Origin of the sequence: Streptomyces sp. NPDC002580 (assembly GCF_042889485.1) — a bacterium.
GTDB lineage: Bacteria > Actinomycetota > Actinomycetes > Streptomycetales > Streptomycetaceae > Streptomyces.
On the sequence record NZ_JBIAQZ010000007.1, the window covers coordinates 168,229 to 181,087 of the forward strand.

Genomic DNA, 12,859 nt, shown 5'->3' on the forward strand with positions numbered 1-12,859 from the left:
CAGAAGCAGACCTGCCCCACACAGCGGAGCGTCCCCCGGAGGTTGCAGTGATGTCCCACGACGGCGTCGGACTGCGCGCGGTGATGCGCTCGGCCGCATTCCTCACCGCGGGCGTACTCGCGGTACCCGCCCTCGCCGCGTGCAGCGCGGAGGACGAGGCGGACAGGCCCGCGGCCGCGCAGGACATCGCGCCCGCGTCCCGGGACCTCATCGCCGACGGCGGCACGCTGCGCTGGGCCGTGGACGCCCTACCGGAGACGCTGAACACCTTCCAGGCGGACGCCGACGGCGCGACCTCCCGGATCGCCGGTGCCGTACTGCCGGCGATGTACCGGCTCGACGCGAACGGACGGGCGCGGATCGACTCCGACTACCTGGAGTCGGCGAAGGTCGTCGCCACCGAACCCAAGCAGGTCGTGCTGTACAAGCTCGACCAGCAGGCCGTGTGGAGCGACGGACGCGAGATCGGCGCCGCCGACTTCGCCGCCCAGTGGCGTGCCCTGTCCGGCAAGGACGCCGCCTACTGGACGGCCCGGAACGCCGGCTACGACCGTATCGAGAAGATCGAGCGGGGCAAGAACGACCTGGAGGTCCGCGTCACGTTCAGCCGGCCCTACGCCGACTGGAAGGCGCTGTTCTCGCCGCTGTACCCGAAGGACGTCATGGGCACCGCGGACTCCTTCAACGACGGGGCGCGGCGCAAGCTCAAGGTCACCGCGGGCCCCTTCGCGGTGAAGCAGGTCGACCGCAAGAGCGGCAGGGTCCGGCTCACCCGCAACCCGCGCTGGTGGGGCCGCCCCGCCAAGCTCGCCGAGATCGCCCTGGTGGCCGTGGCCCGGGACAAGCGGGCCGCGGCGCTCGCCGAGGACAAGCTCGACCTGGCCGAGATCGACCCCGCCGAGGCGGAGCGGATCACCGTCGCAGCCCGGCAGAAGGACGGTGCCCGGCTCCAGGGGGCCACCGCGACGGGCGAGAGCCGTACGGCGGACGCCGAGAGCGAGAAGGACGAGTCCGAGGACAAGAGTGAGAAGGGCGAGAAGGGCAAGTCCGAGGACAAGAGTGAGAAGGGCGAGAAGGGCGAGTCCGAGGAGAAGGCCAAGAAGGGCAAGGCCACCGCGGACGAGGACGACGAGGACGGGAAGGGCAGGCAGAGCAGGAGGGACGAGGACGACGAGGACGGCGAGGAGGGGGACGGGAACCGGAAGGGTAAGCGGAGCGAGAAGGGCGAGGCCGGCGCGAAGGGGAGCGCGGCCAGGGCCAAGGAGGCCCGGCTGCGGGCGGGGCTGAGCGACTTCGTGGTCCGCAAGTCCCTCGAACCCGCCTACACCCAGCTCGCCCTCAACGGCTCCGAGGGCCCCCTCGCCGACGAGCGCGTCCGGCGCGCGGTGGCCCGCGCCCTGGACCGCAAGGAACTCGCCCGGATCGTCCTGAAGCCGCTCGGCCTGCCCGCCGAACCCGTCGGCAGCCACCTCGCGCTCCTCGGCCAGGCGGCGTACGCCGACAACAGCGGGGCCCTCGGCGACCAGGACACCGCCGAGGCGCGGGCGCTGCTGGCGGACGCCGGCTGGGTGCCCGGAGGGCCGGTCAAGGAGCAGGAGAAGACGGAGAAGGCGGCCGGTTCCCAGGGCAGGAAGAAGGACAGCGACGACGCTCCCGGTGACGGCGGGACGTACGTCATGGGCGAGGACGACAAGCCCTCCGAGAGCGGCCGGGAACTGCGCCAGGACCCCAAGGAGCACGCCGGCGGTCAGGAGCGGCGGGCCGACGCGAGATCGGGCTCGCACACGGACGAGCAGGCGGGCCGGAACCTGGACGGCAGGCAGTACGCCAAGCAGGGCGGGGTGCCCGGCGCGTACGCGCCGAAGGGGACGGCCGCTCCCGCGGGTGCCGCGGCGAACGCCCTCGCCAAGGACGGCAAGCCGCTCACGCTCCGCTTCGTCCTGCCCTCCGGGCCGGGCTCGGAGTCGCTGCGCGCCGTCGCCGACCGGATCGCGCGGATGCTCCGGGGCATCGGCATCCGTACGGACATCTCGAAGGTCTCCGACCAGAGCTACTTCACGGACCACATCGCCTCGGGCCAGTACGACCTGGCGCTCTACTCGTGGCCCGCGTCCGCCTTCCCGGCCACCGACGCCCGCCCGATCTACGCCAAGCCCGTCCCGGCGGCCGACGGCTCGCTGAGCGTCGAGCAGAACTACACCCGCGTCGGCACCGACCAGGTGGACCAGCTCTTCGATCAGGCGATCGCGACCCTGGACGAGGACAAGGCGCGCTCCCTGGTCCGCAAGGCGGACGCCCGCATCTGGGCCGCGGCCGGTTCCATCCCGCTCTACCAGCGTCCCCAGCTCACGGCGGCCCGCATCGGCCTCGCCAACACCGGCGCCTTCGGATTCCAGAGCCCGGTGTACGAGGACATGGGCTTCCTGAAGAAGGGCGCGCACCCCTCGGTCGGCCCGTCGAAGAGCGGGTGACCGGCGACTGAACCGTCGGGACCCCCGGCCGGTGGCCGAAGGCCCGGGGAGCGGACGGCCCGGGACTGTAGCGTGTTTCCCGTATCCGGTGAGCCTCACCGGATACGGGGGCGTACAGGGAACATCCGGGGGGACGACCGTGTACCGACGCGTGATGGCGAACACCGTGACAGGCCTCGCCGTGGGAGCACTGCTCCTCGGCGCCGCCGCCTGCACCGGCGGCGGGGACGGCGGGGACGAGAAGGACCGCAAGGCCGTGCCGTGCGCGCACGGCACGTACGCGTGGTCCCGCGTCACCCGCGAGCAGAAGCTGACCGGGCTCGCCGACCCGATCACGCTGAAGAAGAAGACGGACTCCGTGTCGGTACCGATCAAGCCGGTGAAGGGCGTCGGTTACAAGCCCCACGTGACAGCCACGGGCCTCGGGGTGCGCGCGGCGGACGCCATCAAGGCCCTGGGCCGGCACCTCGGGACGGAGGAGCCGCTCGCGGACCCCTCGGAGTCGAAGGTGCCGGAGGAGACCTCCAACACCTTCGAGGCACACACGGGGGACCTCAAGGGTTCGTACTACGCGTGGAGGTCCGTCGCGCTGGTCGAGGCCGACTTCACGTACACCTGTTCGGATCATGGCCCCGAGCCGGTCAAGGGGCACGCAGTGACGTGGGAGACGGTCGGGGGCGGGTTCCTGACCTGCGACGATCCCGTCCACGAGGAAGACCCGTCGAGGCCGGACGCCGCCATGCGTACCGCCGCCCGCGAGAACTGCCCGCCCGGTTCGCGGGCGGCGAAGAGCGCCTGATCACGGGGTCGTGAGCGTCTCCGCGGGCCCGGGCGTTCGAGCCCGCGGAGGCCGCCTCTGTCCGAGCCACGTACCATGAGGTAAGGCCGTGGCGTGTTCAGCCCGGCAGGCCCCGCGCTGCGGAGGCCGTCCACTCACTCCGGGAGAAGCGCCTCAATATGGCCACGCGCCACGACATCCGCAACGTCGCCATCGTCGCCCACGTCGACCACGGCAAGACCACTCTGGTCGACGCCATGCTCAAGCAGGCCGGTGCCTTCGCCGCGCACGCCGCCGAGTCGCTCGACGACCGCATGATGGACTCGAACGACCTGGAACGTGAGAAGGGCATCACGATCCTGGCGAAGAACACGGCGGTCAAGTACCACCCGAAGGATGGCGGCGACGTCATCACGATCAACATCATCGACACCCCCGGCCACGCCGACTTCGGTGGTGAGGTCGAGCGCGGCCTGTCGATGGTGGACGCGGTCGTCCTGCTCGTCGACGCCTCCGAGGGCCCGCTGCCCCAGACCCGCTTCGTGCTGCGCAAGGCGCTGCAGGCCCGCCTGCCCGTCATCCTGTGCATCAACAAGACGGACCGCCCGGACTCGCGCATCGACGAGGTCGTGAACGAGGCGTACGACCTCTTCCTCGACCTGGACGCCGACGAGGACCAGATCGAGTTCCCGATCGTCTACGCGTGCGCGCGTGACGGCGTGGCCTCGCTGACCAAGCCGGAGAACGGCACCGTCCCGGCGGACAGCGACAGCCTGGAGCCGTTCTTCACCACGATCCTGGAGTCCGTCCCGGCCCCGTCCTACGACGAGTCCGCGCCGCTCCAGGCCCACGTGACCAACCTGGACGCCGACAACTTCCTCGGCCGCATCGCGCTGCTCCGCGTCGAGCAGGGCGAGCTGCGCAAGGGCCAGACCGTCACGTGGATCAAGCGCGACGGCACGATGTCCAACGTGCGCATCACCGAGCTGCTGATGACCGAGGCGCTCACCCGCAGGCCCGCCGAGAAGGCCGGCCCCGGTGACATCTGCGCCGTCGCCGGTATCCCGGACATCATGATCGGTGAGACCCTCGCCGACCCCGAGAACCCGATCGCGCTGCCGCTCATCACGGTCGACGAGCCGGCGATCTCCATGACCATCGGCACGAACACCTCTCCGATGGTCGGCCGCGGCGCCACCGGCAAGGGCGCGGACAACAAGGCCGCGGTCAAGGACCGTAAGGTCACCGCCCGCCAGGTCAAGGACCGCCTCGACCGCGAGCTGGTCGGTAACGTCTCCCTCCGTGTGCTCGACACCGAGCGTCCGGACGCCTGGGAGGTCCAGGGCCGTGGTGAGCTCGCGCTCGCCATCCTGGTCGAGCAGATGCGCCGTGAGGGCTTCGAGCTCACCATCGGCAAGCCGCAGGTCGTCACGCAGGTGATCGACGGCAAGGTCCACGAGCCAGTCGAGCGCATGACGATCGACGTGCCCGAGGAGCACATGGGCGCGGTCACGCAGCTCATGGGCGTCCGCAAGGGCCGCATGGACAACATGTCGAACCACGGGTCGGGCTGGGTCCGCCTGGAGTTCGTCGTTCCCTCGCGCGGTCTCATCGGCTTCCGTACCGAGTTCCTGACCGGCACGCGCGGCACGGGCATCGCCCACTCCATCCACGAGGGCCTCGAGCCGTGGTTCGGCACCCTGACGACCCGTAACAACGGTTCGCTGGTCGCCGACCGCTCGGGCGCCGTCACCGCGTTCGCGATGACGAACCTCCAGGAGCGCGGTGTGCTGTTCACCGACCCCGGCACCGAGGTGTACGAGGGCATGATCGTCGGCGAGAACTCGCGCGCCGACGACATGGACGTGAACATCACCAAGGAGAAGAAGCTCACCAACATGCGGTCCGCCTCCGCGGACTCGTTCGAGGCGATCGTCCCGCCGCGCAAGCTCTCCCTGGAGCAGTCCCTGGAGTTCTGCCGCGACGACGAGTGCGTCGAGGTGACCCCGGAGGCCGTGCGCATCCGTAAGGTCGTCCTCGACCAGAAGGATCGCGGTCGCACCGCGAGCCGCGCCAAGCACGGCTGATCCCACCCTTCCCAGCACGACTTCGGGCACCTCGCGATCACGCGAGGTGCCCGAAGTGTTTTGACGGCCCCCGCACGGGGGCAGTCTTGTCGGTGCCTGTCGCTCAAGGCACCGGACAGGCGCCGGACGGACATCGGAAGGACGCCGGCACCGGACACGCGCCGGGGCGGGTGTCGACCGCGTCACAGGGCGGGCGGTGGGCGACGGAACGAGCGGTGAGGGCAGGTGTAGGGAAAACCCTTCATTGTGGGGGAGGGGTCTTACGACATGGCTGATTCCCACTACTCTGCACACCATGTGGGTCCTGTCGGATCGCGGCGCCGGCTCGGTCGCCTCGCGTCCTCACGGATTCACCCCCTCGGTCACCGAACGGCCTGATCGCGCAAGCGCGTTGGCTTCGGACCGACGGTCGGCAGGGCGGTGTGCGAGCGCGTTGATCGCGCCCATGCACGACTACCGCGGTCGCCGCAACTTCTTTTTTCCCCGGTTTGTTCGCTATGCGAACAGGCGAAACCGATAGATGTGTAACAAGTCCGTTTCGCAGGGATCTTTCGGCAAACCCTTTGTCCGGATTTTGGAAGAAGTGGGCGCCAGGTGTGATCGAACCGAGACCTTGTGAGTGTGGTCGGGTCCTGGCCCATGGCAGATAGTTAGGCGAGCTCGGATCAACGGGTCACGCGCTGCAGACGGCGCCGACCTCACGAGCCCAGGGGGCACGAAACATCCTTTCCGCCGCAGGTGGCGGGGGTGTGACCAGTGCACCTGTTTGCGGTGAACCAATGGACTCATGAGGAGGAACCCATGCGCGGTGCCAAGAGCGCCAAGTGGGTCGCGATAGCCGCGGTTGTGGCGCTGGGCGCGACCGCCTGTGGTGGTGGCGACGGTGACAGCGGCAAGGACAACAAGGCCGCGGTCGACCCGAACGGCAAGTTCTCGGTCGAGGTGGGTGAGCCGCAGAACCCGCTGCAGCCGGCCAACACCATGGAGTCCAACGGCAGCATTGTCATCAAGTCCTTGTTCTCCCAGCTCGTCGACTATGACGAGAAGGGCAACATCGTCATGGTGAACGCCGAGTCGGTGGACACCAAGGACAACAAGACCTACACGGTCAAGCTGAAGTCCGGCTGGAAGTTCCACGACGGCACCCCGGTGACCGCCGAGTCCTTCGTCAAGTCGTGGAACTGGTCCGCGAACGTCAAGAACAAGCAGACCAACAGCTTCTGGTTCTCCGACATCCAGGGCTACGACGACGTCGCGCCGGCGAAGGGCGCCCCGAAGGCCGACACCATGTCCGGTCTGAAGGTCGTCGACCCCACGAGCTTCACCATCACCCTCTCGAAGCCGATCCCGTACTACGTGTACAAGCTCGGCTACGAGGTCTTCTCGCCGCTGCCGGAGTCCTTCTTCAAGGACCCCAAGGCCGCGGGCGAGAAGCCGGTCGGCAACGGCCCCTACAAGTTCGTCTCCTGGGAGCACAAGAAGCAGATCGAGGTCGCCAGGAACGACGACTACAAGGGTCCGAACAAGGCCAAGAACGGTGGTGTGATCTTCAAGAACTACACCAACCTCGAGACGGCCTACGAGGACCTGAAGTCCGGCAACGTCGACGTCCTGCGTCAGATCGCGCCCAAGGACCTGCCGGTCTACAAGGCGGACCTCGGCGACCGTGCCGTGGACCAGGCCTACTCGGCGATCCAGACCATCGCCCCGGCCTTCTACACGAAGCAGTGGAAGAACATCGACCCCAAGGTCCTGCAGGGCCTGTCGATGGCGATCGACCGCGACACCATCACGAAGACCGTGCTCAATGGCACCCGTGAGCCGGCCACCGGCTGGGTCGCCAAGGGTGTCCTCGGCTACGAGCCGAACGCCGGCGGCGACGTCTTCAAGTTCGACCCGGCCAAGGCCAAGTCCCTCATCAAGGAGGGTGGCGGCGTCCCGGGCAACAAGATCTCCATCCAGTTCAACGCGGACGGCGGTCACAAGGAGTGGGTGGAGGCGGTCTGCAACTCCATCACCAACGCCACGGGCGTCAAGTGCTCGGGCGACTCCAAGGCCGACTTCCAGGCGGACCTCAAGGCGCGTGACGCGCAGGAGGTCAAGTCCATGTACCGCAGTGGCTGGGTGCTGGACTTCCCGATGAACTCGAACTTCATCCGGGACCTGTTCGGCAGCAAGTCGGACGGCAACCAGAGCGGCTTCTCCAACAAGAAGATCGACGCCGAGATCGCGGCCGCGGACAGCGCCGCCTCGCTGGAGGACTCGGAGAAGCAGTACCAGGCGATCGAGAAGTCGCTGCCTGACTACATGCCGAGCATTCCGCTCTGGTACTACAAGGTCAACGCGGGCTACTCGGAGAAGGTCACCGGCGTCGCGTACGCCCAGGACGGCGACCCGATCCTGACCGGCGTTCAGGTCAAGAAGTAACCGCAATCAGCCCGTTAATCCCGGGGTGCGGCGCCACCGTGCGCCGCACCCCGGGGGGACGGCTGCGGCCGAGAGGCCCTTTCCCTGACGCGTCGGACGCCGATGCGCCGGGGAAAGGGCCCGTCGGCTGCCGCTGTAACTGACATGGAGGCACGATGGGGCGCTACGTCGCACGACGACTGCTCCAGATGATCCCGGTCTTCATCGGGACCACCCTGTTGATTTTCCTCATGGTCTACGCCCTGCCCGGTGACCCCGTGCGAGGGCTCTTCGGTGACAAGGGCGGAAGCCCTCAGGTCATCGCGGCCCTGAGACACGAGTACGGCCTGGACCAGCCGATCCTGGTGCAGTACTACCACTACATGAAGGACATGGTCCTGCACGCCGACTTCGGCACGCAGATAGCCAGCGGACGGCCCGTCACGGACGTGCTCGGCGACGCGTTCCCCGTGACCCTGCGCCTCGCGGCGCTGGCCTTCCTCATCGAGATGGTCCTGGGCATCGGCCTCGGCATCGTCGCCGGCCTGCGCGCCGGACGCTTCACGGACAACGCCATCCTGATCGTCTCGCTCCTGCTGATCTCGGTCCCGGTGTTCGTCCTCGGCTACATCCTGAAGGTCGTCTTCGCCTTCAACCTCGACTGGCTGCCGCCGAACGTCAACGACCCCAACAACGTGAACGAGTTGCTGATGCCGGCCATCGTGCTGGCGACCGCCTCGCTGGCGTACGTGACCCGGCTGACCCGTACGTCGATCGCCGAGAACGTGCGCGCCGACTACATCCGCACGGCCGTCGCCAAGGGCCTGCCGAAGCGCCGTGTGGTGGGCGTCCACCTCATGCGCAACTCGATGATCCCCGTGGTGACCTACCTCGGTACCGACATCGGCGCGCTCATGGGCGGCGCCGTCGTGACCGAGGGCCTGTTCAACATCCACGGCGTCGGAGGCACGATCTACGAGTCGCTCGGCCGCCGCGAGGGCACCACCCTGGTCGGGCTGGTCACGATCCTCGTGATCATCTACCTCCTCGCCAACCTGCTGGTCGACCTGCTGTACGCGGTCCTGGACCCGAGGATTCGCTATGCCTGACGTGACCAAGACCGCCGCGGACAACGTGGCCGAGCAGACGCTCGTCGCCGTCGATCCCGATCCTCAGCCGCAGGTGAAGGCAGAGAAGGCGGAGAAGGCGCGCAGCCTCTGGGGCGACGCGTGGCAGGACCTGTGCCGCAGCTGGATCTTCATCATCTCGGCCGTGCTGATCCTGATCCTGCTGGTGATCACCTTCTTCCCCTCGTGGTTCACCAGTGCCGACCCGGGCCACGGCGACCTCGCCAAGCACTTCCTGCAGAAGCCCAGGTACGGCCAGATCTTCTCGCCCGACTGGCTGGGCTACGACCAGCAGGGCCGCAGCGTCTACGCGCGCATGATCTACGGCACCCGCGCCTCCGTGGCGGTCGGTTTCGGCACCACCCTCGCGGTGACGCTGTCGGGTGGTCTCGTCGGCATGATCTCGGGCTACTTCGGGGGTCTGATCGACTCGCTGCTCTCGCGTCTGTCGGATGTCTTCTTCGGCATCCCGTTCCTGCTCGGCACGATGGTCATCCTGAACTCCTTCCCGGAGCGCACGACCTGGGTCGTCATCGGGGCGCTGAGCTTCTTCGGCTGGACGCAGATCGCCCGCGTCATGCGTGGTGCGGTGATCACGACCAAGCAGGCCGACTACGTCCACGCCGCCAAGGCCCTGGGCGCGAGTACCCCGCGGATCATGTTCCGGCACATCCTGCCGAACACCCTGGCCCCGGTGATCGTCGTCGCCACCATCTCGCTCGGCATCTACATCTCCACAGAGGCGACCCTGTCGTACCTGGGCCTCGGCTTGAGCGGCCCCTCGTGGGGCAACGACATCTCCGACGGCGGCGCCCAGATCCGTGTCGCCCAGTGGATCATGCTCTATCCGTCGATCATGCTCATCACCACGGTGCTGGCATTCATCATGCTCGGTGAGGCCGTCCGCAACGCCCTCGACCCGAAGCTGCGCTGAGGGAGGCGTACGTGACCATCATCCTAGACAGCGCCCCGGTGCCCGCTCCGCGTGAAGGGGGCGACGACGGCCCGCTGCTCGAAGTGCGTGACCTGCACGTCGAGTTCCACACCCGCGAGGGCGTGGCGAAGGCCGTCAACGGCGTCAACTACAGCGTCAGCGCGGGCGAGACGCTCGCCGTGCTCGGTGAGTCCGGCTCCGGCAAGTCGGTGACGGCCCAGGCCATCATGGGCATCCTCGACATGCCGCCGGCCCGCATCCCGCAGGGCGAGATCCTCTTCCGCGGCCAGGACATGCTCAAGATGTCCAACGAGGAGCGCCGCAAGATCCGCGGCCAGAAGATCGCCATGATCTTCCAGGACGCGCTCAGCTCGCTGAACCCGGTCCTGAGCGTCGGCTACCAGCTCGGCGAGATGTTCCGGGTCCACCAGGGCCTCTCCAAGAAGGAGGCCCGGGCCAAGTCGATCGAGCTGATGGACCGGGTGAAGATCCCGGCCTCCGCGGCCCGGGTGAACGACTACCCGCACCAGTTCTCGGGCGGTATGCGCCAGCGCATCATGATCGCCATGGCGCTGGCCCTGGAGCCGGACCTGATCATCGCCGACGAGCCCACCACGGCTCTCGACGTGACGGTCCAGGCCCAGGTCATGGACCTGCTCGCGGAGTTGCAGCGCGAGTACAACATGGGGCTGATCCTGATCACCCACGACCTCGGCGTGGTCGCGGACGTCGCCGACAAGATCGCGGTGATGTACGCGGGCCGGATCGTCGAGCGCGCCCCGGTGCACGAGCTGTACAAGCGGCCCGCGCACCCGTACACGCGGGGTCTGCTGGACTCGATCCCGCGCCTGGACCAGAAGGGCCAGGAGCTGTACGCGATCAAGGGTCTGCCGCCCAACCTGCTGCGGATCCCGTCGGGTTGTGCCTTCAACCCGCGCTGCCCCAAGGCGACGGACGTGTGCCGCACGGACATCCCCGAGCTGCTCCCGGTGACGGAGCAGGACGGGACCGGCCTGGTGGGCCGCGGTTCGGCGTGCCACTTCTGGAAGGAGACGATCCATGGCTGAGCTCAGCAAGAACGACGAGCAGGAGGCCACCCCGAACGTCTCCGCCGTGGACGTCGTCGACGCCCACTCCGAGACGGAGGCGGTCGCCGCGATCGAGGCTCCGGTGGACCGGGGTGAACCGATTCTCCAGGTGCGCAACCTGGTGAAGCACTTCCCGCTCACCCAGGGCATCCTGTTCAAGCGGCAGATCGGCGCGGTCAAGGCCGTCGACGGGATCTCCTTCGACCTGCACCAGGGCGAGACCCTGGGCATCGTGGGCGAGTCCGGCTGCGGCAAGTCCACCGTGGCCAAGCTGCTGATGAACCTGGAGAAGGCCACCGCGGGCGAGATCTTCTACAAGGGCCAGGACATCACCAAGCTGTCCGGGCGCGCCCTGAAGGCCGTGCGCCGCAACATCCAGATGGTCTTCCAGGACCCGTACACGTCGCTCAACCCCCGTATGACGGTGGGCGACATCATCGGCGAGCCCTTCGACATCCACCCCGAGGTGGCACCGAAGGGCGACCGGCGGCGCCGGGTCCAGGACCTGCTGGACGTGGTCGGGCTCAACCCCGAGTACATCAACCGCTATCCGCACCAGTTCTCGGGCGGCCAGCGCCAGCGCATCGGCATCGCCCGCGGCCTCGCGCTCAACCCCGAGATCATCATCTGCGACGAGCCGGTGTCGGCGCTGGACGTGTCGGTGCAGGCGCAGGTCATCAACCTGATGGAGCGGCTCCAGGACGAGTTCAACCTGTCCTACGTCTTCATCGCGCACGACCTGTCGATCGTGCGGCACATCTCCGACCGGGTCGGCGTGATGTACCTCGGCAAGATGGCGGAGATCGGCACCGACGAGCAGATCTACGACCACCCGACGCACCCCTACACCCAGGCCCTGCTGTCCGCGGTACCGCAGCCGGACCCGGAGGCCCGTGAGCACCGCGAGCGGATTCTCCTGACCGGCGACGTGCCGTCGCCGGCCAACCCGCCGTCGGGCTGCTCCTTCCGCACCCGCTGCTGGAAGGCCGTGGCCCGGTGCGCGGAGGAGACCCCGCTGCTGGCGGTTCCCCAGCGCTTCCTGGGCGGGGACACCCCGGCGTCCCACGAATCGGCGTGCCACTTCGCCGAGGAGAAGGACGTCGTCCACGCGGCCTGACCCACCCCGTCACCACCACCGGATCCCGGTCCCCGCCCAGGGGCCGGGATCCGGTGTTTTCCCGCGGGAGAGCGCCCGGGCGGCCCGCGCGGGCGGCGGGTGGGCCCGCGTGTTCGAAAAGCGGTGGTTCCACGGGCCCGCATGGCCGAGCATGGCGTGCGCCGCCGACGGCGGCCGCGCGGGACGGCCGTCGTGCCGGATCCGCGCCGACCCGTGCCCGACCGGGGCCGAACGCCCCGAGTACTGGAGTGCCGTGAACACCGTGATCCGCCACATCACCTTCGACTGCGCCGGAGACCCGTACGACCTGGGCCTGTTCTGGAGCCGGCTGCTGGGGCGGCCGATGGCCGACGACGACAAGCCCGGTGACCCGGAGGCGGTGGTCGCCGATCCCGACGGCGGACCGGCGCTGCTGTTCGTCCGCGTCCCGGAGGGCAAGACCGCCAAGAACCGTATCCACTTCGACCTTCAGCCGCAGGGCGACCGTACCCGGGAGGAGGAGGTCGAACGAGCCCTTTCCCTCGGCGCCCGGCGCGTCGCCGACATGACCCGGCCGGACGGCGGGGGGTGGGTCACCCTGACGGACCCGGAGGGCAACGAGTTCTGCGTAGAGCGCGGCCGACGGGAGCGGGAAGAGGCCCAGGGCGTGTCCTAGCCCCCGCGTCACCTTCCCGTCCTCGCCCGGAAGGTGCGCTCCGGGCACACGGAGGCACGCTCCGGGGGCTCCCGGCCGTGGGCCGAGCAACCGGTCCTGGCCCGTGTTCCGGGTCCACCCGGGCCGGGGCCCGGTGCGGGGGCAGGGCGTGCGCGGCGTCGTGGAGCGGACGGGAAGGTGACGGCAGGGCCTGGTT

9 protein-coding genes are annotated in these 12,859 nt (G+C 68.7%); all 9 read left to right on the top strand.

What is annotated here, in order from left to right; genetic code table 11:
- Nucleotides 1–50 precede the first annotated feature (50 nt).
- The 9 genes from ACFYW7_RS22335 (at nucleotide 51) to ACFYW7_RS22375 (ending at nucleotide 12,663) form a co-directional block, all read left to right on the top strand.
- On the top strand, nucleotides 51–2,471 hold the full coding sequence (locus ACFYW7_RS22335) for an ABC transporter family substrate-binding protein (RefSeq protein WP_389504960.1): 2,421 nt from the start codon (nucleotides 51–53) through the stop codon (nucleotides 2,469–2,471).
- A 154-nt stretch (nucleotides 2,472–2,625) separates the two neighbouring features.
- The gene (locus ACFYW7_RS22340) at nucleotides 2,626–3,270 is read left to right on the top strand and encodes a hypothetical protein (RefSeq protein WP_389504962.1); all 645 of its coding nucleotides are present in this window, start codon (nucleotides 2,626–2,628) and stop codon (nucleotides 3,268–3,270) included.
- A 158-nt stretch (nucleotides 3,271–3,428) separates the two neighbouring features.
- A complete protein-coding gene (typA, locus tag ACFYW7_RS22345) occupies nucleotides 3,429–5,336 on the top strand; it encodes a translational GTPase TypA (RefSeq protein WP_389504964.1) in 1,908 nt (635 codons plus the stop codon).
- A gap of 801 nt (nucleotides 5,337–6,137) precedes the next feature.
- Nucleotides 6,138–7,763 carry an ABC transporter substrate-binding protein gene (locus ACFYW7_RS22350; RefSeq protein ID WP_389504966.1) on the top strand — a complete coding sequence of 542 codons (1,626 nt, stop codon included), beginning with the start codon at nucleotides 6,138–6,140 and terminating at the stop codon, nucleotides 7,761–7,763.
- Nucleotides 7,764–7,918: 155 nt separating this feature from the next.
- The gene (locus ACFYW7_RS22355; protein ID WP_389504969.1) at nucleotides 7,919–8,851 is read left to right on the top strand and encodes an ABC transporter permease; all 933 of its coding nucleotides are present in this window, start codon (nucleotides 7,919–7,921) and stop codon (nucleotides 8,849–8,851) included.
- The gene (locus ACFYW7_RS22360) at nucleotides 8,844–9,803 is read left to right on the top strand and encodes an ABC transporter permease (RefSeq protein WP_389504972.1); all 960 of its coding nucleotides are present in this window, start codon (nucleotides 8,844–8,846) and stop codon (nucleotides 9,801–9,803) included. The genes ACFYW7_RS22355 and ACFYW7_RS22360 overlap by 8 nt, the downstream gene beginning before the upstream one ends.
- A gap of 11 nt (nucleotides 9,804–9,814) precedes the next feature.
- On the top strand, nucleotides 9,815–10,870 hold the full coding sequence (locus ACFYW7_RS22365) for an ABC transporter ATP-binding protein (protein ID WP_389504974.1): 1,056 nt from the start codon (nucleotides 9,815–9,817) through the stop codon (nucleotides 10,868–10,870).
- Nucleotides 10,863–12,008, top strand: a complete 1,146-nt coding sequence (locus ACFYW7_RS22370; protein WP_389504976.1) for an ABC transporter ATP-binding protein — start codon at nucleotides 10,863–10,865, stop codon at nucleotides 12,006–12,008. Before ACFYW7_RS22365 ends, ACFYW7_RS22370 begins: the two co-directional genes overlap by 8 nt.
- A gap of 253 nt (nucleotides 12,009–12,261) precedes the next feature.
- Nucleotides 12,262–12,663, top strand: a complete 402-nt coding sequence (locus ACFYW7_RS22375; RefSeq protein WP_389504978.1) for a VOC family protein — start codon at nucleotides 12,262–12,264, stop codon at nucleotides 12,661–12,663.
- The last annotated feature ends 196 nt before the right edge of the window (nucleotides 12,664–12,859 follow it).